General features: G+C 41.4%; 21 protein-coding genes. 9 read left to right on the forward strand and 12 right to left on the reverse strand.

The features are described 5' to 3' along the window. Positions 1 to 528: 528 nt before the first annotated feature. From ESV85_RS17000 to ESV85_RS17020, 5 genes are all read left to right on the forward strand, one after another. Entirely contained in the window at positions 529 to 2,412 is a 1,884-nt protein-coding gene (locus ESV85_RS17000) for an amidophosphoribosyltransferase (protein ID WP_146919705.1), read from the forward strand. Between the two features lie 142 nt (positions 2,413 to 2,554). Continuing rightward, positions 2,555 to 3,607 carry a M42 family metallopeptidase gene (locus ESV85_RS17005; RefSeq protein ID WP_146919707.1) on the forward strand — a complete coding sequence of 351 codons (1,053 nt, stop codon included), beginning with the start codon at positions 2,555 to 2,557 and terminating at the stop codon, positions 3,605 to 3,607. A gap of 101 nt (positions 3,608 to 3,708) precedes the next feature. After that, positions 3,709 to 4,674 (forward strand): phosphatase domain-containing protein, encoded by a 966-nt coding sequence (locus ESV85_RS17010; protein WP_146919709.1) that lies wholly within the window; start codon positions 3,709 to 3,711, stop codon positions 4,672 to 4,674. A gap of 17 nt (positions 4,675 to 4,691) precedes the next feature. Next, on the forward strand, positions 4,692 to 5,597 hold the full coding sequence (locus tag ESV85_RS17015) for a diacylglycerol/lipid kinase family protein (protein WP_146919711.1): 906 nt from the start codon (positions 4,692 to 4,694) through the stop codon (positions 5,595 to 5,597). An 80-nt stretch (positions 5,598 to 5,677) separates the two neighbouring features. Beyond that, positions 5,678 to 6,481 carry a DUF1080 domain-containing protein gene (locus ESV85_RS17020; RefSeq protein ID WP_146919713.1) on the forward strand — a complete coding sequence of 268 codons (804 nt, stop codon included), beginning with the start codon at positions 5,678 to 5,680 and terminating at the stop codon, positions 6,479 to 6,481. A 342-nt stretch (positions 6,482 to 6,823) separates the two neighbouring features. Here the strand turns inward: ESV85_RS17020 and ESV85_RS17025 are convergent, their stop codons facing one another. Beyond that, complete coding sequence (locus ESV85_RS17025; protein ID WP_146919715.1) at positions 6,824 to 7,933, reverse strand: Gfo/Idh/MocA family protein; 1,110 nt, start codon at positions 7,931 to 7,933, stop codon at positions 6,824 to 6,826. A 138-nt stretch (positions 7,934 to 8,071) separates the two neighbouring features. Between ESV85_RS17025 and ESV85_RS17030 the strand changes: the two genes are divergently transcribed. After that, positions 8,072 to 8,641, forward strand: a complete 570-nt coding sequence (locus ESV85_RS17030) for an aspartyl/asparaginyl beta-hydroxylase domain-containing protein (RefSeq protein ID WP_146919717.1) — start codon at positions 8,072 to 8,074, stop codon at positions 8,639 to 8,641. A gap of 159 nt (positions 8,642 to 8,800) precedes the next feature. Here the strand turns inward: ESV85_RS17030 and ESV85_RS17035 are convergent, their stop codons facing one another. The 9 genes from ESV85_RS17035 to ESV85_RS17075 form a co-directional block, all read right to left on the reverse strand. After that, positions 8,801 to 9,571, reverse strand: coding sequence for a 3-ketoacyl-ACP reductase (locus tag ESV85_RS17035; RefSeq protein ID WP_146919719.1), 771 nt, complete (start codon positions 9,569 to 9,571; stop codon positions 8,801 to 8,803). Then, a complete protein-coding gene (locus ESV85_RS17040; protein ID WP_146919721.1) occupies positions 9,568 to 11,013 on the reverse strand; it encodes an NADH:flavin oxidoreductase in 1,446 nt (481 codons plus the stop codon). The genes ESV85_RS17035 and ESV85_RS17040 overlap by 4 nt, the downstream gene beginning before the upstream one ends. Next, complete coding sequence (locus tag ESV85_RS17045; RefSeq protein ID WP_146919723.1) at positions 11,010 to 12,389, reverse strand: glycoside hydrolase family 88 protein; 1,380 nt, start codon at positions 12,387 to 12,389, stop codon at positions 11,010 to 11,012. Before ESV85_RS17045 ends, ESV85_RS17040 begins: the two co-directional genes overlap by 4 nt. Continuing rightward, positions 12,373 to 13,791: a sodium:solute symporter family protein gene (locus ESV85_RS17050; RefSeq protein WP_146919725.1), complete on the reverse strand. Its 1,419-nt coding sequence runs from the start codon at positions 13,789 to 13,791 to the stop codon at positions 12,373 to 12,375. Before ESV85_RS17050 ends, ESV85_RS17045 begins: the two co-directional genes overlap by 17 nt. Beyond that, a complete protein-coding gene (locus ESV85_RS17055; RefSeq protein WP_146919727.1) occupies positions 13,788 to 14,000 on the reverse strand; it encodes a hypothetical protein in 213 nt (70 codons plus the stop codon). The genes ESV85_RS17050 and ESV85_RS17055 overlap by 4 nt, the downstream gene beginning before the upstream one ends. 414 nt (positions 14,001 to 14,414) lie before the next feature. After that, positions 14,415 to 16,715: an FdhF/YdeP family oxidoreductase gene (locus ESV85_RS17060; protein ID WP_146919729.1), complete on the reverse strand. Its 2,301-nt coding sequence runs from the start codon at positions 16,713 to 16,715 to the stop codon at positions 14,415 to 14,417. Between the two features lie 256 nt (positions 16,716 to 16,971). Then, positions 16,972 to 17,601 (reverse strand): NAD(P)H-dependent oxidoreductase, encoded by a 630-nt coding sequence (locus ESV85_RS17065; protein ID WP_146919732.1) that lies wholly within the window; start codon positions 17,599 to 17,601, stop codon positions 16,972 to 16,974. Between the two features lie 310 nt (positions 17,602 to 17,911). Beyond that, entirely contained in the window at positions 17,912 to 19,471 is a 1,560-nt protein-coding gene (locus ESV85_RS17070) for a serine hydrolase domain-containing protein (protein ID WP_146919734.1), read from the reverse strand. 98 nt (positions 19,472 to 19,569) lie between these two features. Next, positions 19,570 to 20,439, reverse strand: a complete 870-nt coding sequence (locus ESV85_RS17075) for a DUF808 domain-containing protein (protein WP_146919736.1) — start codon at positions 20,437 to 20,439, stop codon at positions 19,570 to 19,572. Positions 20,440 to 20,589: 150 nt separating this feature from the next. On the opposite strand from ESV85_RS17075, the gene ESV85_RS17080 reads away from it, so the two are divergent. Continuing rightward, on the forward strand, positions 20,590 to 21,546 hold the full coding sequence (locus tag ESV85_RS17080) for an SGNH/GDSL hydrolase family protein (RefSeq protein ID WP_223276032.1): 957 nt from the start codon (positions 20,590 to 20,592) through the stop codon (positions 21,544 to 21,546). Between the two features lie 120 nt (positions 21,547 to 21,666). Here ESV85_RS17080 and ESV85_RS17085 read toward each other — a convergent pair whose 3' ends face one another. Further along, positions 21,667 to 22,272, reverse strand: coding sequence for a DUF2911 domain-containing protein (locus tag ESV85_RS17085; protein ID WP_146919738.1), 606 nt, complete (start codon positions 22,270 to 22,272; stop codon positions 21,667 to 21,669). An 80-nt stretch (positions 22,273 to 22,352) separates the two neighbouring features. Then, a complete protein-coding gene (locus tag ESV85_RS17090) occupies positions 22,353 to 23,192 on the reverse strand; it encodes a sugar phosphate isomerase/epimerase family protein (protein ID WP_146919740.1) in 840 nt (279 codons plus the stop codon). Positions 23,193 to 23,279: 87 nt separating this feature from the next. Between ESV85_RS17090 and ESV85_RS17095 the strand changes: the two genes are divergently transcribed. Together ESV85_RS17095 and ESV85_RS17100 are read left to right on the forward strand one after the other, a co-directional pair. Next, entirely contained in the window at positions 23,280 to 24,323 is a 1,044-nt protein-coding gene (locus tag ESV85_RS17095; RefSeq protein WP_146919742.1) for a 6-bladed beta-propeller, read from the forward strand. A gap of 51 nt (positions 24,324 to 24,374) precedes the next feature. Continuing rightward, positions 24,375 to 24,755, forward strand: a complete 381-nt coding sequence (locus tag ESV85_RS17100; protein WP_146919744.1) for a VOC family protein — start codon at positions 24,375 to 24,377, stop codon at positions 24,753 to 24,755. Positions 24,756 to 24,866 lie beyond the last annotated feature (111 nt).

The raw sequence follows: 24,866 nt of genomic DNA on the forward strand, positions 1-24,866 counted from the left end.
TGTCCGAAGAAATGTGTATTTTTCATCTGCTGTATTTATTGGTTGTGGTAAACTGAAAATACAGAAAAGGGGAAGCTTCTCAAACGAAGCTTCCCCTAAATTTTAAACCGTTTCTCGGACAGTAGTGGTTTAGAATAAGAATATCAAAAGCAAATGGGGATAAAATAAATCATGGGAGAAAAAATACTTTGACCATGGTAATTATTTTTTGCAGTGAAAATGAAGTGGAAATTCGATTTTTTTCAAGTCAAAATCCGAATGGTAATTACTTAAGGCGATCATTGTGCCTACTTCGATTTAGCTGAGATAGGCCAGTTTTAGGAATAAAATACCTATCCAATGTTGTGGGAAATTGCGACATATTGTAGCCATAAATACTAGGAATGAGAGGGTTGGGGTGGCTTTTGAGATAAGTCAAAAGAGTAAGGGTTTGCCAAATTTTTTGGAAGTAAAGAGAACTTATTTTACCCGATATATCTTCTAAAAACAATTACCTTTGAATCTTCAAAATAACATTTGCCAGACTCCATGAGTGACGCTATCAAACACGAATGCGGCATAGCAATGATTAGACTGCGAAAGCCTGCCCAGTATTACATCGATAAGTATGGTACTGCTGCTTTTGCTTCTAATAGGCTCTATGTCTTGATGCAGAAACAAATTAATCGAGGACAGGATGGCGCGGGTGTCGCCAATGTCAAAATTGACACCAAGCCTGGAACTCGCTACATCAGTAGATATAGGTCAGTTGAGCCTTCAGCTGTAAACTACATCTTTGACAAGATCAACCGCAAGTACAAAAAAGCCAAGAAAATAGGCCCGGAGGATGCACTTACGAATGGGGAATGGCTGAAAGATAACATCGCTTTTACAGGTGAAGTTTGGCTTGGCCACCTGAGATATGGTACACACGGCGAGAATTCAATAGAGACTTGCCATCCATTTCTAAAACAAAATAACTGGAGAAGCCGAAACCTTGTAATGGCCGGTAACTTCAACATGACCAACGTGGAAGAGCTATTTGACAGGCTTGTGGAACTTGGTCAGCACCCTAAGGAAAAAACCGATACTGTCACTGTGATGGAGAAAATCGGTCACTTCCTAGATGAGGAAAATCAGCGAATTTTTGATAAGTACAAGCACCAATTCTCAAATGAACAGATTACTCAGGTGATCGAGGATGAATTGGATTTGGCGAGAATACTTAGAAGATCTTGTAGAGATTTTGACGGTGGTTATGCTATGGCAGGCATCGTAGGAAATGGTTCTTCTTTCGTAGTGAGAGATCCTTCCGGTATACGCCCAGCTTTCTATTATGCAGATGATGAAGTGATTGTGGTGGCTTCTGAGAAGCCAGCGATCAAGTCGGCATTTAATATTGATTTCAATTCCATCAAAGAGATTCAGCCTGGGCATGCCTTGGTGATCAATAAGGATGGTTCTTATGCAGAATCTGAAATCATGCCTGCGAGAGAGAAAAAGTCCTGCTCTTTTGAGCGAATCTATTTCTCCAGAGGTACTGATCCTAATATCTATCAAGAGCGAAAAAATCTAGGAAAAGCACTAATTCCACAGATTTTGAAGGCAATTGATTTCGATCTGAAAAACACTGTTTTTTCCTACATTCCAAATACAGCGGAAACTGCCTTTTATGGCATGATTGAAGGCTTGGAAGATTACTTAGCTGCCAAGCGTAGAGAAGTATTCGTCGATGGAAAGCCTCATATGGGTGATTTGGATGAGCTTCTTAGTTTCCGTCCTAGGGTGGAGAAGTTGGTGAGCAAGGATGTGAAACTTCGGACATTTATCGCTAGTGATGATGAACGGGATTCTATTGTAGCCAATGTGTATGACACTACTTATGAGGTGATTAAGTCTGGAATTGATACCCTTGTGGTGATCGATGACAGTATCGTACGAGGAACCACACTTGAGAAAAGTATTCTGACTACGCTTGATAAGTTGAATCCCAAGCGTATTATTATCGTTTCCTCAGCTCCTCAGATTAGATTCCCGGACTGCTACGGTATAGACATGTCGAAGATGAAAGAATTTGTCGCTTTCAGAGCAGCATTGGCCTTACTCAAAGAGAGAAAAATTGAAAACACCTTGGATAGCGTTTATGAAGAATGTGTGGAGCATCCATATTCTATAGAGAACTTTGTAAAAGGTGTGTATAGCGCTTTCACTGATGACGAGATTTCAGATAAAATATCTGAAATCGTCACGAATGATGAGATAAAAGCTGAAGTGAAAATAATCTATCAGACGGTAGATAATCTACATAAATGCTGTCCTGACCACCTGGGTGACTGGTATTTCACCGGTGATTATCCTACTACAGGCGGGATGAGAGTAGTGAATAAGTCTTTCGTGAACTTCATGGAAGGCAAGACTGTGAGAGCATACTAAGGAGTACAGAAGAATTAGCTTTCCCCTTTTGAATGAAAGGGAAACGCATTATAAATTGAAGGCACAGATAATTTCTCTGTGCCTTTTTTACTGCCAAAAGATTTCAAATTCTTAATTTCATCTTAATTAGAATAAATAGAAAATGGACATAAACGTAAGCCTTTTAAAGGACATCTGTGAAATAGCAGGAGCACCTGGATTTGAGAAAAGAGTTCGGGATTTAGTAATTGAATTAGTCACTCCACTGGCTGACGAAGTCAAAGTGGATAATATCGGGAATGTGATTGCTATCAAGAAGGGTGTGAGAAATCCTGATGGAAAGCGAGTAATGATCGCAGCCCATATGGATGAGATTGGGTTTATTGTCACTCATATTGATGAAAATGGCTTTTTGAGATTCCACACGCTAGGTGGCTTTGATCCCAAAACCCTCACTGCTCAGCGAGTAATCGTGCATGGTAAAAAAGATCTGGTAGGAGTGATGGGGAGCAAGCCTATTCACGTCATGTCTGCCGAGGAGCGAACCAAACTGCCTAAAACCACAGACTTTTTTATCGACTTGGGAATGCCCAAAGAGGAAGTGGAGAAATACATTACCATAGGTGATCCAGTGACTAGAGATCGAGAACTGATCGAAATGGGTGATTGTGTGAATTGTAAATCAATTGACAACAGAGTGGCAGTATTTATCCTGATTGAAACGCTGAAACAATTGGAAAATCCTGCTTACGATGTCTATGCGACGTTCACTGTACAGGAGGAAGTTGGCTTGCGAGGTGCAAATGTGGCTGCACATGGAATTAATCCCGATTTCGGAATTGCGCTGGATACCACAATAGCTTTTGATGTGCCGGGAGCTCAAGCTCATGAGAAGGTGACTGAACTAGGTAAGGGTACAGCTATCAAGATCATGGACGCAATGACGATCTGCGATTATAGAATGGTAGAATTCATGAAGCAAACTGCAGACAAAGCCAAGATATCCTGGCAACCCGAAATACTGGTTGCAGGTGGTACAGACACTGCGGGAGTGCAGCGTATGGGTAAGCAGGGTGCGATCGCAGGTGCGATTTCCATTCCTACCAGACATCTGCATCAGGTGATAGAAATGGCGCACAAGAAAGATATTGCTGATTCTATCGCCTTGTTAAAGGCGTGTCTAGAACAAATTGACCAATACGATTGGAAGCACTAAAATGAATAGAGCCTTTTGGGGAGAAGTTAACCAAAAGGCTCTTTCACTATTGCAGCTTGGTTTTTGATTTATTTATAGGGAACCAACTATCAATTTTTATAATGGCATTAGTGAAACATGATAAAATTATTGTCGAACCATTTCTTGCGTTCGGTAATACGGAAACTGTTTTCTTAAAAGGTAGGGTTATAAGTGCTTATAGAGAAAAAAGGCCGTCCTCACGAAACAACTGGTTAAAAAACATTCTGGCTGCAATCAGAAGATATTCCGGCTCCTCAGTTCCTTTGGCTAAAGTAGAAATCAAGTATAGGGATGAAAACTATATAGTCTCTACAGATGAGGATGGGGTTTTTGAGTTGCAGATTGGGGAATGCAAACCCAATAATGAACTAAGTGAGCTCGTGACTTTTCAGGTGCTGGAGCCAAAAACCAGGAAATCACCAGTTGCTCACTTGGAGGTGAAGCGCTATTCGGGTAATACGGGAGTGATCTCGGATATTGACGACACCATCATTATTTCGCATTCAACAGACATAGGGAAAAAGTTTTGGCTTTCAGTTTCTAAAAATGCTTTTACCAGAAGACCTTTGCCTGGGGTGTCTGAGTTTTATAGAAAACTAACTGGGAACGGATTTTATCCCATATTCTATGTCTCCAGCAGTGATTGGTCTTTGTTTGACTTGATCAAGGATTTTCTGCGATTTCGTCATATTCCTGATGGGCCGATCTTGCTCAAAGACAAACATATCAACCTTAAAAATATCTGGAAATCTGGTGGTGGCGATCACTCTCACAAATTACAGAAAATTGAGCTTTTGATGGAAATGTTTCCTAAGATGCAATTTTACCTAGTGGGAGACAGTGGACAGCATGATCCTGAGATTTATGCTCAGGTGATTGAGGATTATCCAGGTAGAGTGAAAGACGTATTTATTAGAATTGTAGGCCAATTAGATAAGTCTAGAGAAAGCGAATTAATGAAACTCCACGGTTCAGATCACTTCCATTTTATAGAGTCGTCTGAACAGGCAATAGCAATACTCGAAAAAGAATCAATTGTCAACTAGTGTAAAATCTGCTCAAAATGGCAACGAAATGTTTGTTGATTTATAATCCTGTCTCTGGAAATGATTCTATTACCAACGCAGAGCTTCTGGAAATGGCACAAGTGAGAATGCCTGATTTTGCTATAGAGCTGTGGGAAACTACCGGTGAGAATGATGAGGATAAGATTATAGCTAAATACGAGGAGTCCAAACCCGATTTGGTACTGATTGGTGGTGGAGATGGGACTGTGAAATTGGTTGCCAAATGCCTTCAACATAAAGAAGTACCCATGTGTATCTTGCCACTAGGCTCTGCCAATGGGCTGGCAAAATGTCTAGGGATTAATGATTTATTGGATTCTTGGGAGTCAGTTCGGGATTTCAAAATCCATGATATAGATGCTATTCAAATCAACGGAGAACTTTGTTTACACTTAGCTGACTTTGGTATCAATGCTAACCTTGTTCAGAAATTTGAGCAAGAGGAATCCCGGGGTATGCTAGCCTATGTGAAGAATTCCTTTTCAGAGATTTTTGGTACTGAATCAAGAACATTTATTTTAAAAATCAGCGAAGAGTCAATTGAGCTAAAAGCCAAAATGATTGTATTAGCCAATGGAGACCAATATGGCACTGGTGCCATTGTGAATTGCAAGGGCATCATGGATGATGGTAAATTTGAAGTCATTGCTTTCAATCCCGAAACTGCTGATGATTATCTGCGTATGACCATGGCGTTTATTAAAGGAGATATTGATCAAGTAGATGGTGTCCAAACATGGTCGGTAGAGGAATGTCAACTTTCCAATCCAGAAGGCGCAGAATTTCAAATCGACGGGGAAATAATGGAGACTACTGATTTCATTTCCGCTAAAATAGAAAAGCATGCATTTAAGTTTTTGACCGGGAAATCCTTTGGTGCTTGCCACACTTCCTTGGATTGAGTTCGCTTATCCCAAACTGACTTTTTAAACCCGGGAATTCCTTAACTTACTTTTATCTTTTTACATCAAATTAAACCTCCATGCTTAAAAAAATACTAGTAGCCTCAATTTTGGGTACTGCCTTGATTTCCTGTAGTACAGAGAAAAAAGAAACCCAGGTAGCAGAACAACCTAAAGCTGAATGGATTGATATGTTTAACGGTGAAAATCTGGAAGATTGGACCGCTAAAATATATCATCATGAGTCTGGTGATAATTACCAAAACACCTTTCGCGTAGTAGATGGTACTATAGAGGTGAATTACGATGATTACAATGAAGGCTTCAATGATCGCTATGGTCACCTGTTTTATAAAAAGCCTTTTTCTTCTTTTCACATGACTTGGGAATATAGATTTACAGAGCAGTGGCTAGAAGATGCGGCAAGTTACACCTATAGAAACAGCGGCGTAATGTTTCACTCTCAAGCTCCAGAGACTATTTTGAAAGAGCAGGATTGGCCTATTTCTGTGGAATGGCAAATGCTGGCCGAAGAGAAAGAAGGCGTTCCTAGACCAACAGGAAATATGTGTTCGCCTGGAACAGATGTTTTTTTTGAAGGCAAAAAAGATCCAAGACATTGCATTAATTCTACTTCTCCGACCTTCAAATGGGATGAGTGGGTGAAGGCTGATTTGATCGTTTACGGCGATTCACTCGTGGTCCACATGGTGAATGATGTGAAGGTGTTGGAATATACCTTGCCTCAGATCGGCGGGGGAGTAGCCAATGGCTTTGATCCAAAATACAAGGAAGACGGCAAGTTGCTTAAAGAAGGATACATCGGCCTACAAAGTGAAGGTCAAGGTGTGATTTTCAAGAATTTGAAGATTAAAGAATTGTAGTAGGGGCGAATAATTATTCGCCCGTACCTGTGCTATCTCTTACTGCCGTTCGTGGTTACACGAACGGCTTTTTTATTTGATATATGTGTATCCTACTATTTGCATGTATCCAAATAGTATTCTGCGAGCTGCTCCCCTCGACTTCGCTCGGGAGCCGAATTCTTGAATGAAACTAGTAGAGGGTGAAAGAGGCGGCGCAGCCGCCTCTTTCACCCTCCCATTACATCACCGAATACGGTGGCCGAGCGAAGTCGAGGCCTATTGACAGTTACATGCAAACAAACGGTCAACACTATTTAGGGAAGTACACACTTCTGTCTCCCGTCTTCTGTCTCCCATCTTTTACCTCCCCTTCAAATAAACCGTCTTACCAGTCTTGGCACTTTCTACAGCTGCAGAGAGGATTTCTACCACGATCATATTGTTTTCCAGAGAAGGAAGGGCGTATTCATTTAAAACTAGATCACCGTTAATCACTGCTAAGAATAAGGTAAATGGATCTTCGAATGGGGTATTCTCATATTCCAGCTTGTATTCAGTTTCTTCAAATCCGGAATAGCCTTCAGCATTTAGGACACGGACATCAGTTGGATTGTCAGCATAGATAGCTCCGGTAAGTCCGTAGATTTCCATATCCTTTCTGCCAATAGGCCAGTTCCACGAACCCTGAATAATTGCCTGAGAATCTTGGTAATTTAAAATTATCGTGGCTTCATCGTCCACCTTTGGATTATTTTCTGCTTGAAGTTGGTGAGTCACTGCTGTCACTGATTTAGGACGTTCTCCCTTTTCCAGCCAAGTCACCAGATTTGCTCCATAGCATCCAAAATCAATGATTGCACCACCACCATTAAGCTTGGGATCAGTCAGCCATTCCAGAAATTCGTCGCTTACGCCTATTTTTTTTGGCCCTTTATGACCATCACGAACCACTACTTTTCGCAAGTCGCCTACTTCTCCACTTTGAAGAATCTCATAAGCCTTAAAGGTGCTCGGGTACCAAGTTGTCTCGTAATTGGTGATGAGATGAATGTTGTGTTTTTCAGCAAGCGCCTTCATTTTCTGCGCATGTTCTAGACTCACAGCAAGCGGCTTTTCCACCATCACATGAATGCCTCTAGGTGCGCAGGCCTCGACAACTGAAAGGTGGTCGTAGATATTTCCAAAAGCGGTAACGGCTTCAGGTTTCGTTTTCTCAAGCATCTCTTCCATGGTGTCAAAAACCAAATCCATCGAAATTCCATGTTGCTCTGTAAGTCGTTTTGCCAGTTCTCTATTAGGTTCTGCAATGCCGACAATCTCTAAATCAGCTCGATCTTTTGCCTTCAAAATCCAGCCTACATGGCCGTGCGTGAGGCCGGCAACTCCAATTTTTGTGCGTTTCTGCTGCGCAAATGACTGGATGCAAATAGTTATTAATAGGAAGAAACTGAAAATGAATCGGGTTTTCATGGGTTTGTTAGGTTAGAGAACTAAAAAATCGAGAAATTGGATTGACTTTGCAAGCATGCGATGATTTTTAGTTTTAATTGATTCGAGGCTAGGGACTAAATTTAGGTTTGACAGGACTTATAATTACTATTTTCAAGAATGATTAACCAAGATAGGATACAACTGCCATTTCTTTTTGATAGTCAATTACTTCAATCAGAGGTGAAAAAGCTGATAGAAGTTGAGTGGGTCAACCATTTTGTAACCCGGAATTATCAAGGGAATTGGTCAGTGATTCCGCTGACTGCCAGAGAAGGAGTTACTCACCCTATTCAAATGGCAGCAGCTATTCCAGGGGATTACGATTTTGTGCCGACTCTTTACTTACAGTCCTGTCCCTATTTTCAGTCCGTTTTGGAAAGCTTCAAAGCAGAGAAGTGTTCTGTGAGGTTGATGAAACTAACTCCAGGTTCGGAGATAAAAGAACACAGTGATTATGATTTGGATGAGGAAGAAGTTCGGATTCACATACCCGTTTTCACGAATGAAAAAGTTAGCTTTTTTGTGAATAACAAGAAGGTGGAAATGAAGGAAGGGGAATGCTGGTATCTTAGGCTTTCTGATCCACATAGCGTCCTAAATGAAGGCGAAACGGATAGAATACACTTAGTGATGGACTTGAAAGTGAATGACTGGCTGCTGGGGATTCTTTCAGGAAGTAATTCCTAATTTTTATCATCAACTTAAAATTCTCAATATCCTGTTTACCATAAGTATAGTATAGAGACTAAAGCATCTTATGATAGTTTACAATTATCATTGAGGCAACTTCGGTCTCCGGTCATCCCCGCCTGCTGTCGGGCAGGGGTCTTCCCGCCCGCAATTCCTCTACATTCTCGCGATAGTCATTCCTCCGTCCACGCAAATCACTTGTCCAGTGGAGTAGGGAAGATCACCTCTCACCAAGGTAGCAACCACTTTTCCAATGTCTTCTGGAACTCCCATTCGGGGTTCTAGCGTCATTCCGTTTTTCACACCTTGGTGGTAGGTTTCGCGAACTTTCTCAATCATATCTGTCTCTATCACGCCAGGTCGAATCTCATAAACCGGGATGTTAAACTCAGCCATTTTCACAGCCAAAACTTGAGATAGCATAGCCAATGAAGCCTTGGACATACAGTAAGAAGCCCGAGTCTTGGAGGCAACTGTGGCAGAAATAGATGTTACGTTGATTATTGAGATTTCAGAATCAGGCGTGGCTACTTTAAGTTCTGCCATCCATTTTGCGATAGCTTGAGTCAGAAAGAAAGTGCCTTTTTGGTTGATGTTCATCAAGTGATCGAAATCGTCCTCTGTAATATCAAAAATATCAGATCTCGTTCTTGGAGCTACTCCAGCATTGTTTACCAATACGTCGATTTTGCCAAACTTAGCAATCATCCCTGAAATGATTGCTTCACGATCCTCGCTTGAAGCAATGTTCCCTTGAAGGTATTCTACCCGTACGCCAAATCCTTTCAATTCCTCCAAGGCTTCTCTTACACTCGCCTCTTCACGCACGCCATTTATTGCCAGATTAAAGCCTTCTTCAGCGAGTTTTTTTGCAATACCTAAACCTATCCCACGACTTCCGCCTGTGACTAATGCTACTCGACTCATGATGCTTTGATCGTTTTAAGTGTTTCGTGTATTTCCATCTTTTTGTAAAAAGGATCAAGCGGGAAGCAGCCTGAAATCATTCCGTTTCTTGGTGCCGTAGTACAATCCGAGAACGTACGACAGATTTTAGCACGCTTCATCGGAGTTCCAGCCAATACATCCGCTGGCAATTCGGGATAGCTCAGCACCATCCTGCCTAAACCGATTGAATCTGCTTTTCCTGTTTCCAATACATTTTGAGCCACATTTGGCAGCCATTCCTGCAAATAGGAGTAGGCTGATCCTACCGTGTAGAAACTTGGGAATGCTTTCTTTACTTCTGCCACCGCATCGATCTGCCGAGCGACTCCATGCAAAGGGTCCTCTGGCGGCATGTAGCCATCTGATGGGGGAAAAAGTGCTGGCCGCTGAATGTGTGGGTTGTAATAAGGGCTGCCTGCAGTGGTGCAAAGCAATTCAATATCAAGTTTTTCTAGCTCTTTCAGGAACTCAAAAGACTCAGATAGATTCTCGCCTATGCCTGATTCATTTCCTCCAAAAGCATACTTGTATGGACTTTCTGTGGCTGGGATTCCTGTTCCATCTGGGCCTTGCTTAAATGGCATCCAGTCGAAGATGCTCATGCGAACACCGATTTCCAGTCCTGACGCTTCTGCTCTGATTCCCGCTGTTATTTCTCGGATGAAGCGTGTTCTGTTTTCTATGGATTTGCCGTAATTTCCTTCACGATCATAAGCACTCAGGAACTCATGTCCTAAATATCCATGGCAATGCTTGATGTCGACGAATTTGTATCCAGTCTTCTGTGCTCTAACTGCAGCGACCACATACGCATCAATCAACTCGGAAATCTCTCCATCCGTCATCAGCGGATAATCATCGGCAAGACCAAATTTCTTATTCAAAACCGGATGGGAATATAGAATCTTCGGCTCCATTTGAGTTTTGCTATTCGGTTTGCAAAACCTGCCTGAATGTGTGAGTTGCAGCCCTGTGAGCAAATCATCGGTGTTTCCAAAGGCAGCCTTGTGCTCAGTTTCTACCATTTTATACAACTCATCGAAATCACCGAGGTTTTGCTCATTGATCATGAGTTGATTAGGATTTGCTCTGCCAGCTGGCTGAACGGCTACGGCTTCACAACCCCAAAGTAATTTGGCTCCGCTGATCGCAAAGTTCTTCCAACGTCTTTTGGTGAGTTCGGTAGGTTTGCCATCAGTGGTACCATCCCAACCTTCCATCGGGAGGATGCAGAAGGCATTTCCTATCGTGTTGCCAGCTCGTGTGGTATGTGCTTTCGTAAAAGGAGAGTTTTCTCCAGTTTTTAAATCTTCATCAAAACCCATGTTGATACCTTCTTTGGCAAGATGGTCACGAAGGTTTTCTCCTGTTTTCAGCTGGGCAACTCTGGGATATTGTGGTTTGTATTTTCCAGTGCTCATTTCCCTACACAGTTAAAGAAGCTGTAATAAGCATCACCTTTTTGCATGCGCTGCAGCAGCAATGCTAGTTCTCGGGCATGGTAATCACCCCACATGCAAGATTCTCCGTATGGAGCTTTTGCAGGATCTGGGCGATGATCCCAGCCATTTGGCTGATGGTAAATAGAATGTAAAATCAATCCTTGGTGGGCTGGATCAGTTGACAAATAAGGATCGCTGAACAAAGCACTCGCGAGCTGCATGCCTGTCTGTATATATCGCTCGGAAGCTTCTTGATCAGTTGATTTCATCCAATTACCAATTCGGATAAAACCTTGCGCAGCGATACATGCTGCGGAAGAATCGATTGGCTCATGGGCATTGAATGGATCAGATTTCTCGTTCAAGTAATCTCCCATTTTGTGCAAGTTTGGCGCTCCTGTGTCCCAATATGGAATGCCATCAGTAGGGGTATTTGCCAGATAAAATTCAGCTGTAGCTTTTGCTGCTTCAGTAAGTTCTTTGATCAAGTCTTTTTTAGAAATGACCTCGGAATAATCGCTTTCATCGATTTGATCTAAAATCTCCAATGTTTCTCCCAAACCACAAATAGCCCAGGCCAGACCACGAGTCCAGGTGCTGAATCCTGTATAGCCTTGCTGAGAATTTGGGCAACGGTAATTTCCATCATTGGTGTTGAAGATGATTTCATGAGCCGTTCTACCAGAAATATCATAGGTATCTCTACCATTTCCGTAGTAAATCGAATAGCGAACTGTACTCAAAATATGCTGAATTGCTCGCTGAATCAGTGAGATTCGCTTGTCATTTTCTCCTTGCAATACATGTCCCAATCCATGCGAAACGACCAAAGCTCTGCACGAGCGAATCGTGTCCACGAATAAGGAATGTGGTCCATTGAAAGAATAAATGAAACCGCCTGATTGAGTTGGAGTCCAGCGCATGGCTTGCACAGCTCCGCTCACTTTCAGCGCAAGTTGATAGAAGTTTTTCTCCCAAGCAGCACCTTCGATTTTCCCCTCTTCGATCAGTCGAAGCAGATTTCCATAAGTACTGACATTGTTGAATCCATGGTCATGCACGCCAGTATGAGTGAGGTGCGGAGCCATTTTGTTCAAGGTTTTATCTCTGCCGATTTTCAAAAAATGCTCATCTCCCGTGGCGTCAAACTGGAGAATTGCCGAACCGTATTGGAATCCCTGAGTCCATTCCGTCCATCCGCGTGTGACATATTTCCCTTTTTCTGTGAAAACAGGCGCTCCATTCGCAGTGTCAAAGGATGTTTCTATCAAGTTTATTTTTTCTCCAGAAAGCTCCCAAAAACGTTTGAGTTGAACTTCAAGATCATTTATGGAAAAATTAGGATTGAGTTGCATGTTGTTTCTTTTGAGTTTGAGAATGGGTGATCATAATGATAGCGGTGATCACAAATAAGGCTCCGTACATCAAGTAATCAATAGGTAATCCAGCTATTTTTCCCGGTACGACTTCTAAAAGAGAAAGGATAAAAATGGCCAGGGCAATGGTAGAAAGTGCTATTAAGGATTGTGGAGGTTTAGTGAAAATCACTGCTCCTAACACTACCGGTGCGATCATAGATGTGCCGGTGAAACTCACACGAGCAAGCAAAACCAGTTCGTTACTCATATAAGTAGAGAATACAAGTACAATCAGCGAAAAGACCATGATAGAAATCTTGGTGATACGCATATTGGTTTTGTCTGAGCCAGAAAGTAGAGATCTAAGTTCGGTGCCCAAAGCAAAAATCTGTGCATTTGTCGTAGAAAGGCAGGCGGCAAATAAACCGACTACTGCGAGTGCTGCAACCGGAACAGCCTGATCAAACAACAACGCATTTGTCAGGAAATCTGCGGTACTCGCATCAGGATATTTGATCGCGCCATATAGGCCGATGAAGGCAGTAGGTAAGATGACCAACATGGCGAAAATGCCCACTGCATAAGCCATTCTATGCACGGATTTCAGGTTTTTCATTACCACCAAGCGCGTAGTGAATTGAGGTTGGGAAACTGGAATCAGCACAATTGCTATGGCTGAAGCGATCAGAAATGGGCTAGTGAAAAGCCCTTTCGGGCCAGGAAGCGTGAGTAAATCTGGATTTGTCGCTGATACTTTTTCTAATCCAGCTTCCAGTCCACCGCTCATTTGCAGGCAAGTCACGCCGATAATCCAAATCACCGTGAGCATGATCACTCCTTGGATGGCGTCGCTATACACGATGGCTTTTAGCCCACCGATTTCTGAATAAATCAGCATGATGAAAACCAAAAGTGCTGACCAAGACCAGTAAGGAAGCATGTCAGGAAATGCCGCATCTAGAAAGATGGAGATTCCTCTGATCTGAATAGCCACATACGGAATCAAAAAGAGGAAGGCACTCGCGAATACTAAATAGCCAGCGAAGGAATTTCCATAGCAAGATTTCATCAATCCAGCGACGCCTTTATAGCCGTTTATACTCGCTCTTTTGCGCAGCGCAAATCCAAACCAAATCAAGAAAAAGACCATCAATGCATCTGATAATGCAAGGAAAATCCAAGCGCCTACGCCGTGAGTTCGGAAGAAATCCGGCATTCCCATGAAGGTGAATGCAGAGAACAATGCTGCGGAGAAGGTCAGGAATCCTAATATCGTACCAATGTTTGAACCTGCGAAGATGAAATCGTCTGAGGTTCTTTCTTTACTATAGGAACGATAAGAAGCATAGCCGAGCATGGCTATAAATAGCGTGAAGAAAAATACTAACCATCCAATCATTGCTTCTTCGGGTCTTCAAATGGAAAAACTTTTGAGCCTATGAAGGTTGCAAATACTACAAGTAGGGTGACAAGGAAGCCTGTCCAAAATACGAATGGCACTTTTGCCAAGATGGGCTCAAGTTTTCCTTCTCTGAAAACAAAAAGATAAGAGCATACGGTCATGACAATCACAGCAAGCACCAGTGTTTTCCATTGTTTGGATTTCATATGTTTATAATTGTTTTTTACCGGTCATATGGAATCTCGCATGCACTGTAATCATCCCAGTGTGTGACTTTGTAGTTATGCTCGATTTCATGTTTATGGTTTAAGGTTATTTTGGATAATTTGGGTTTTACCTAAAAATGATTCTAAGTATGGCTTAAAATAGCAATTATCTTTTTCAATTCTAACCTGTAGGATGCTCTCTTAGTTATTTTGTTACGAAATGGATTTCATGGATTTGCGCAAGTTTTGCTTTTGGCAAAGGGTAGGTAGTTCTAAAAAATAATGTCTCAGTCATTAAATAAAATCCCCCTAGCCCCCTTTGTCAAAGAGGGAATTGCCAAACTTGAACTTCAGAAATTGATGCTTAAAGTCAAATTACAAAACTTGTGACTTGCTACTCTATACTTTCGAAGTTCAACCAGCTTTCTCCACACTCACTCGGACTGACTTACTGATAGGAGTATTACTTTTGTCAGCGTACTCCTGGATGGGAATTAATGGATTTGTCTCTGGGAAATAGGCCGCTAGATTGCCTTTTGGAATTTGGTAGGGGATGACTAAAAACTGGAAAACTTTTCGCTCTTGTCCATCATAATTGCTCATGATATTGACCACGTCCATTTTCTTGAGATTCTCCCGAGCCATGTCAGATTCATTCATAAAGAGAACCCGGCGTTCATTGTGAATACCTCTATACCGATCATTAAGGCCATAAATGGTGGTGTTGAACTGATCGTGAGAGCGGATACTCATCAGCAGATATTCGTTTTCTTTTAGGTTGTGGAAAGGAAGTTCAGTATTGCTGAACTGGGCTCTTTGGTTCGGAAGTTTGCTAAAATCCAGCTCTCGCACATTGTTTGGGAGATAGTATCCAGAACCTTTAGATTTTGTATTCATGTCCTTGAATCCAGTGATCACTTCGCCTAATTTCTCTCGGAGCAATTCATAATCCGATCCCAGCAACTTCCATTTTACAGGGTGATTTCCTTTGAAATATGCAGAAGCAATTCCAGCTACTATCTCGGGTTCGCTTTTGATATCGTCAGAGATAGGTTCAAGAAAGCCCTTGGATTGGTGAACTATCCCCATGCTGTTTTCCACGGTGAAATGCCTTTGTTGTCCGTCCTTAAAATCCTTTTCAGATCTTCCAAGGGTCGGTAAAATCAAAGCTGTCTTACCAGTGATCAAATGACTACGGTTAAGTTTGGTGCTGATCTGAACGGTGAGGTCACAGTTCTGAAGTGCTTTGGCTGTATATTCTGTGTCGGAAGCGGCGGATACAAAGTTGCCACCCAAGCCAATAAAGATTTTAGCTTTCCCTTCATGCATGGCAGGAATTGCTTTGACAACATCTACTCCCTCATGATCTGGAGCGTCGAAACCAAATGTTTTTTTGATGGCTGCATTCAGCTCTTTGGATACATAGTGCATTATGCCCACGGTTCGATCTCCTTGCACATTGCTGTGTCCGCGAACGGGGCAGGTACCTGCTCCAGATTTACCGAGGCTTCCTTTCAGCAAAAGTAGATTAACACATTCTTTGATATTGTTGACACCATTTTTATGCTGCGTAAGTCCCATAGCCCAGCAGATGATGATTTTATTTTTCTTGGCTAAAAGAGCTACTGCTTCGTCAATCAATTTCTCATCTACGCCACATAGTTCTAGTAATTCCTGTTCGGTATGTGTGTCTAGATGTGCTAAAAGTGATTCGAACCCTTCAGTGTACTTCTCGATAAATTCATGATCAAATACCTTCCTGTCAGCCTTATCCAATAGGGCTAATTTTTTCTCAATCAGTTTTAAAAGTGCGACATCCTGATTGATTTTTACCTGAAGATAGATATCTGTCAATCCGTGGCCATTGAGTAGCATTCCGTTTATTTCCTGAGGATTACGAAACCGTATTAGTCCCGCCTCTTGAAGAGGATTTATACTAATTATTTTACCTCCATTACTTTTGCATTTTTCTAGCGCTGAAAGCATTCTTGGATGGTTTGTTCCGGGATTTTGTCCGATGACCATCACCACTTCAGCTTTGTCAAAATCCTCCAGTTTCACTGATCCCTTGCCTATTCCCAGCGTTTCAGAAAGTCCAATTCCGCTGGATTCGTGGCACATATTGGAGCAGTCGGGCATATTGTTCGTACCAAAAGCTCTAGCAAAAAGTCCGTATAGAAATGCAGCTTCATTGCTTGATCTTCCTGAAGTGTAGAATATTGCCTGATTGGGATTTTCAAGCTCACGAAGATGATTTGCAATCACCCTAAATGCTTCTTCCCAAGTGCATTCCTCGTAATGATTAGAATCTGGCTTTAGGATCATAGGAGCTACCAGTCGACCGCTTTTTCCGATTTTGTAATCTGACCAGCGGGAGATTTCCTGCACGGAATAATTTGAAAAGAAGGCATTGTCCACGATCTGGTTAGTTGCTTCTTCAGCCAGTGCTTTGGCTCCGTTTTCGCAGTATTCCCCCAGTTTGGATCGGTGGTCAGGATCTGGCCATGCGCATCCCGGACAGTCAAAACCATCCAATTGATTCATATGTGAAAGAGTCTTGATAGCTCTTATTGCCCCCATTTCCTTAAACGTATGCTGCAAAGCCACCTTCACCGCAGTCAAGCCGGCGGCATAAATTGCAGGAGTTTTTAGAGTTATTCCTGTAAACTCTTTGGAGCTTTGAGTTTGAATATTCTTTCGTCTGGATGCGGACATGAAATTGTTTTTTGCGACCTCGTTTACTTAAAGTTAAAGAAATAATAATGCTTAAATGTTTACGATACAGGTGATTTTCCAATTGGCTACTATTCCAGAATATCCCCTGGCTGGCGGTCCAGTACTTTGAAAATTGTCTCTAATAGGCTAAAAATGACTGCTTTTTCCAGATTGAATTTTAACTGTCGAGGGGCAAAATAAAAAAGCGGATTGAGTGCTAACCCAATCCGCTTTGTATCTGTTGAAATTGTTTCAGTTAGATAACTGTTACAAACTTCTCTTTTGGAGTACGTACTTTTTTCATGTTGACCAACCAGTCACCTTCTTCATTTCTGTAGCCAAGTGGCAGCACCACTACACTTCGAAGTCCTTTGGATTTTAGATCCAAAATCTCATCCAATGCGGCAGGGTCAAAACCTTCCATAGGAGTGGAGTCCACTTCCTGCTCAGCTGCCGCGATCAATGCTGTGCCTAAAGCGATATAAGCTTGCTTTGCTGCGTGAGTGAAGTTTTCTTCTTCACTCTTCGCCGTATAGCTTGTTAAAAGCATGTTGCGATAATCATCCGTGACAGAGTCTGGAAGATTTCTCTGTTCGTTGTTGTATTTGAAAACACCATTGATGCGTTCAGGAGTATAATTTTCCCAAGCTGCAAACACAAGTACATGCGATGCATCAGTGATTTGGCTTTGATTCCAAGCAATAGGCTTGATTTTTTCCTTTACTTCTTGATCAGTGATTACCAAAATTTCATAAGGCTGCAATCCTGAGGAAGAAGCTGAAAGTCTAATAGCATCTAGGATGTAATCTACTTTTTCTTGTGGAACAGGAGTTCCGTTCATTGATTTGGTGGCATATCGCCAATTCAAATTTTCTAATACTTGCATAAAATGTTGGTTCAGTTTTCAAGTCCTAAGCTTTCACTCAGAAACAATAAAAGTTAAACACAGCAAGCTTTATAAAGTTCAGTGTTTAGAAAATAAATGTATGTACATATAAATTATTTGATTTTTGTTAAAAACGCCAAATGCATTCTCCTTAGTTTTTATGTATATCAGGATGAATGCACATAATAAAATTATGTTTGGCTATAGCCTGAAAAAATCCCCTTCCCCCCTTTAAAAAAGGGGGAATTGCCAAATTTGAACCTTTAGCATTAATTCAAAGCACATACGTGGAGCTAAGCGGATACTCATATTAGTTTTTCTTTTCGAAGGTTATGTCAAGTTGTTGAACCTTAGGGTCCTTTTCTGGAGTCAGTGTAAAGAAAATATCCACGTCACCATTTTCTCCTTCTAGCGTGAAGCTACCGCGAAGTTGATTGCTAGGCTTTAGGGTGGTGACATTTTTGATTTCTCCTGCCTGAGCCAAAATAGCTTTGTATTCAGCATAGCGATGTTCTTTCGACCTGTCTAGAAAAAAGTTTTCTGCCAAAATAGAGTTTTCAAGCGCTTTGTTGCCAGTTTGAATTAGAATTACGAGTTGATTTTTGCGTGTTTCTAAAATTTCTGAAACTGGTAAACTTCTAGACATCATGATTCCCTTGCTATATAGAAGATCTTCAATTTCTGCCAGTGGCCAAGGCGTAGTATAGGTTAAATTGCAAAAAGCCATGATGCCAATTCCAAACTCAGGAAAGAATCGGTAATTACTCCCAAAGCCAGGTAAAGCTCCTCCGTGTGACACCCATTTGATGCCATTACAGTTTTGGGAAATGCCCAATCCAAAACCATAGCCACTCATGATGGCACAGTCTCCATTATTATTTAATCTAGGGAATTGTGGGGTTTGCATTTCCCGCAGAGAGCTGCGTTTGATTGGACCAGTTTCTGCACCATTTCGAGCTGGCCAAGCCGATAAATGAAAACTTACATACTTGCTGAAATCCTCAATGGAAGTAATCAAACCACCCATCGAGCCAAAAGCTCCGTCATGAAGCATAGGTTCCAGTTTCCATTGCTCATCTTCCCAGCGATAGCCAATAGCCAACTCTTTGTTTGGCACATCGTCAATTTCCCAATAGGTATGAGTCATTCCCAGAGGAAGGAGAATATTTTCGTTGATGTATTCTTGGTAAGGCTGGCCAGAGACTTTTGAGATAATATGACCAAGGATAGCAAAGCCAGTATTGCTGTATTCGTACTGAAGAGAAGGAGTATTTGAGAAGGAAATACCTGCGGAAATCAAATCGAGTAGCATCTGATCTGACTCATCGAGTTGTCGGTCACCCCAGGGATTATCCTCTGGAAATCCAGCAGTCATAGTCAGGAGATTTTCTATGTCAATGATAGGAGCATCTTCAGTTAGATAGTGAATTTTTGCCATCTCGGGGACGTATTTGGAGACGGGATCATTGAGTGATATCTTTCCTTTATCTCTAAGATCCATGATGGCCATTGCTGTAAAACTCTTGGTCATCGATGCTATTCGAAAGGAGGAAGTAGTTTCTGCTGGGATATTTTTCGCTAAATCCAGCAAGCCGGTAGAAGATGCAATTACCAACTCATTATCTACCACGATACCGTAGGAGATTCCAGGGATATGATTTTCCTTGGCGTACTTCGCCATCAAAGCCTCTAATTCTGGTAGGATTTCTTTGATCTTTTCAGCTCGTTGATCTATTTCAAAAACAGGTTTTTGATAGTCTTGGGAAAAAGTAGGTGCTGTTCCTTCAACTTTCTTATCCTGAGCATGGGTAGAAAAAGATAAAAGAATCAGTGTAACAAGAATAGCTAAGTAGTGACGGGGAGTTTTCATCTAAAATACTTTGGTTGAAAAGTATAAGATAATCACAAGCATCAAGAATACTCAGCTAATTGTATAGAAGCTGTTTAGGATTAGTATGAAAGCCTTGTCTATTTCTTCTTAAAAAGCTTTTTCCCCAATTCAATAATCCCCCACACTATAAAACCAATCACTAGTCCAATTAGAAACTCAGTAATGATAGATGGGATAGCTGGAAAAAGATGATGGAAAAAGTCAATGTTATGCACGAAAATACCTCCTGAGACAAGAAGCAAGGCTATGGTTCCGATAAAGCCCATGGCTTTGATGATTTTCGGGAGGGCATTCACTAGGACTAGACCGAGTTTATCGGAAAAGCTGTCCTCTCTGTCGTTCATTGCTATCAATTTATAGCCGAATTCATCCATACGAACAATCACCGCAACAATTCCATAAACGCCCACGGTAGCTAACATTGCAATAACTGATACTACTATAATTTGCTCAAGTATGGGTTCACCAACGACAGTACCCAATGCGATAATCACAATCTCTACTGATAGTATAAAGTCAGTGACGATGGCTGACTTTACTTTGTCTTTTTCACGGGCAAGAATCTCTTCTTTGGTAAGATCCACTGCTAGATTGACATCGTTATGATGCTCATGAGGGAACATGTATTCATAGATTTTCTCAGCACCTTCATAGGCGAGGTAAAGACCTCCTAGTATAAGAATGTAAGTGATTACTGCAGGAACAAATGCGCTAAGCAAGAAGGCAAAGGGGAGAATGATGGCTTTATTCAATAGTGATCCCTTGGTGATCGCCCAGAGCACTGGGATTTCACGATCGGAGACAAATCCAGAAGCTTTTTCAGCGTTTACTGCCAAATCATCTCCCAAAATACCAGCTGTTTTTTTAGCTGCCACTTTACTCATTACTGCTACATCATCCATTAGGGTAGCGATATCATCGAGCAATGCAAATAATCCTGAAGCCATTTCTTTTATTAAAAATTTTTAAAATACCCTGCCAATTATTAAGAATTGGAGGTGAAGATACTTTGCTCTAGCGATGCGCACAAATGAATATTTCATCAGTGGAGAATTTGCCGGAGTACATTATAATCTGTTTAACTTGAGGTTTAATACATGTTTTATACCAAAACTCCTATGATGAATAGAGTTGCTTTAGTTTTTTTACTTTTTATAATACCGAGTTTGTCTGCTTTTTCGCAGTCTGAATATGCGATTCCTGAGGATGTACGGAGAATCGTCTTTTTAGGAAATAGCATCACCTATAGTGGTCAATACATCAGCTACATCGAGAGTTATTTTAGACTAAAACATCCAGAGCGGGAAATCGAATGGATCAATGTAGGCTTGCCAAGTGAGACTGTTTCTGGCCTATCTGAGGATAATCATGCCGGAGGTGCATTTCTTAGACCGGATCTACATGAGCGCCTGGACCGGGTATTTGAGCAACTTAAACCTGATTTGGTCTTTGTGAATTATGGAATGAATGACGGGATTTATTTACCGCTGGATGAAGTGAGATTCCAGAAATACAAAGATGGCATAGATTGGCTGGATGCTAAGATTTCAGAAATTGGAGCCCATGCGATTTTTGTCACACCACCAATCTTTGATCCTCTGAAAGGTGCAGCTTATGCTAATGTGTTGGATAATTACTCGGATTGGTTGGTATCCAGAAGATATACCGACGAGTGGAAGGTATTAGATATTCACTGGCCTATGCGTAAGTATCTAGAGGATCAGCGTGGATTAGATAGCGCTTTTTACTTGGCAAAAGATGGAGTGCATCCAGGAGAAGTAGGGCATTGGTTGATGGCAAAGGAGATTTTGCTAGGTCTAGGAGAATCGGAAGTGAAAGACTTCGCAGATATTCATGAAGCATTTGCTTCGTTTGCGAATGGTGAGTCAATCCTCAGTCTAATTGCAATGCGCCAAGCAATACTTCGAGATGCTTGGCTTAGATCTACTGGGCATTTACGTCCTGGGTTAAATGAAGGAATTCCTTTAGATGAAGCCCAAGAAAAGGCAAAGGAGATAGCAGAGCAGATTAAGGTGCTTTTGAAGTCTAACTAAACAAGGCTGAAATCCCATGTAGTTAAAAGTCTGCCCTATTTCATGATGCTAGAAAAACGATGCATAAAAAAAGCCCGAATTCAATCCGGGCTTTGGTATTTGATTTAAGGAAATTCAAGTTTAGAAAACTCCTTTGAAACCTTCTAATTTCTGATCTACCTGCGTATCTACTTCAAATGAAAGCATTACATCTGCCCACATAAAAGTAACTGAGGCTACCTTATTGTTTTCTGCTGAGATAAAATAAGCAAGTCTTTCAAAGGTAAATGGAGCTGCAATAGGAGCTACTTTGATAGCTACAGCATCATCTTTTGCCATAGCTTCTTCGTCTATCTTGCCATCTTTGGTATAAGCAAACACTGCATTTTCTTTACCATTCAAATGGATAGTCCAATCACCAGATTCCATAGGAGTGATGAAAAGAGTGTATTTTCCAGCTGCTAGGTTTTTGCCTGCAATGTTCACTCCTGTACTGAATTCGATGATCGTTGGACCATTGGCACCTGCTCTCCAAGTAACACTATATTTTTCCAGCTCACCGAATACTTTTCTGCCCTTTACTGCTGGAGAAGAATAATCAATACTGATTTTGGTGAAGCCGACATTTTGAGAAACATAAGCTGACGGGCTAGGTGCAGGTGCTTGTAGCTGCGCAAAAGAGGTGGTAGAAACCGATAAAAAGAGCATGAAGGCGAGTGCCGATAAAAAGAGTTTGTTGATTTTCATGAGTTTTCTAATTGTTTTGGGATTTATAATAGAAGCAATCTAAGTCAATTTTTACAATTGAAGTCTAAGGGGGGAATGGATTATTTCTTTTCAAGTTCACGCTTAATAAAAGTTATGCTCAAAGGAATTTGTGTTACTGATCTTGAGCTTTCGTCTTCTATGCTCAAATACTCTGTTCCCTGCTTTTTGGCTTCCTGTATAATGCCTGCTATATCTATGTCTCCTGTGCCTAGGATTACATTCGTTTCTACATCACCATGACCATCTTTTGATCCTGGAGTTTCTTTTCTGCGATCTTTCAAGTGAAGTACCGGGAATTTACCGGGGTATTTTTTCATGATCTTCAGTGGATCACCGCCACCCATTTTCACCCAGAATACATCCAGATTGAAGCCAAAGTTTTTAGCATTTTTAAGCATGTAATCTAAGGCGACTCCTTTACCATCCTTTGCAAACTCATAGCCGTGAGGGTGGTACAAAAATGTGATTCCTTTCTTTTGTAGTTCTTCGCCAACAGCATTGAAAAGAGCAGTCGCTATTTTGATTTCCTCCATGGAAATTGGCCCGTCTTTGTGAGGTATCCAATAGCAAGTGGCGTACTTAGCCCCATACTTCTTGGCTTGATCAATTATCGGTGTTAGGTCCTTTGTGAGCTGATCGTAATCTGCGCCTACTCCGATGACACGAAGATTGTTGTCATTGAGAAGTTTGGCGTATTCAAAATCCGACATGCCATATCCGCCCCCGCCTTCCAGAGCTGAGATACCCCATTCTGAAATCAGTTGGTGGTATTTCACCGGATCTACCTTCATTTCATTGCGCAGAGAATATAGCTGTAAGGCCACTTCCTGTGCCTGGAGTTGTAGGAATGGTGAGAATATAAAAAGGAATGATAAGAGTAATTTGATCTGTGTTTTCATGTTTTCGTAAATTAGGCTAGACCTAAACTATGGATTATTATCCAGTTTTCGATTGTAATCCTTAAATTCAAGCTTTACCCTGTACCTATGAATTCTGATCGAAGAAAGTTTATCCAAAATACCTCCCTGATGGGACTTGCTATGTCAATTTCACCTTCTTTTACATTTGCCCAAAACCGTGATCAGGTAATCGGTCACGGAAATTTTCAATATCAGGTTGACCCTAAATGGGGTATGCTAGATCCAGCCAAAGTGCCTGTTAACAACTGTCACGAGATGGTAATGGATCGCAAAGGCCGAATGATCATGGTGACTGACGAGCCCAAAAACAATGTTATTATATATGATCAATCGGGGAAGTTTCTTAATTCTTGGACACTTGGAATGGATCGTGCCCATGGTTTGACCCTAGTGGATGAAGGCGATGCAGAGTATCTTTGGGTATCTGACAATGCTGGTAGAGTGGTCAAAACCACCTTGGACGGTACTATTGTAGCTGAAATAGCTGCGCCTGCGACAGAAGGGATCTATACTGAGAAAATGGCTTATGTACCTACTGAAACAACAGTAGCGCCTAATGGGGACTTATACATAGCGGATGGCTATGGCTCACAATTTTTCTTACACTATGACAAAAACGGGAAGTTTATCCGAAAATTTGGCGGAAGTGGATCTGGTGATGCACAATTTAGTACAGCTCATGGTATCACGGTAGATCAGCGTGGAGGAAAAGCACCAACCTTACTTTGTACATCCCGAGGTCACAACTCTTTTAAGCGTTTTACTTTGGATGGGGAGTATATGGAGACTATCTTCTTGCCGGGAGCATTTGTGTGCCGACCAGTGATACATGGGGATAATCTTTATGCTGGCGTGTGTTGGTCCAGACTTCGCTACTTGGAGCAAACGCCTGATTCGGGTTTTGTGACTATTTTGGATAAAGACAATAAAGTGGTCTCCAACCCAGGTGGAACGGCTCCGGAGTATAGAAATGGAGAACTACAATTAATGGTGCAATCAGAATCTATTTTCAAGCATTGTCATGATGTATGCATAGATCAGGACGAAAATATCTATGTATGCCAATGGAATGCAGGAAAGACTTATCCTATTAAACTTACTAGAGTTTGATATAAGCCTTCTCTAGTTTTATAAATGTTGTAATTTTTAATTTTGTAAATCATGAGAAAAGTAACTGTCGGTTGGTTTGAGATCCCTGTTTCTGATTTAGATAGAGCAATTTCTTTTTATCAAAAAGTATTTGATTGCACCCTTCACAAAATTGATATGGGCGATTTTCAAATGGCAATGTTTCCTGGTGAAGGTGGGGGAAAGGGAGCTGAGGGTAGCTTGGTTTACAATAAGGAGTTTTATAAAACAAGTAATCTAGCAGGTACCCTAATCTACTTTTCTTCCGAAGACGTATCTATAGAGCTGGCAAAAGTGGAAGAAGCTGGGGGGACTGTACAGATTCCTAAAAAGATTATTTCGCCTGAGTATGGCTATATGGGCGTGTTTTTGGATTCGGAAGGCAATCGTATAGCCCTTCATTCTTTGGCTTAGTTTATCGTCAATTTGGATGAAATCAGAATTTTTGCCGTAATTTTCTTTTGCTCAGACTCTTAATTTAACTGAGTTTTATAATTTGCGATTTAATTTAGTCTAAAAGATTTT

Source organism: Algoriphagus aquimarinus, assembly GCF_007997215.1.
Taxonomy (GTDB): Bacteria; Bacteroidota; Bacteroidia; order Cytophagales; family Cyclobacteriaceae; genus Algoriphagus; species Algoriphagus aquimarinus_A.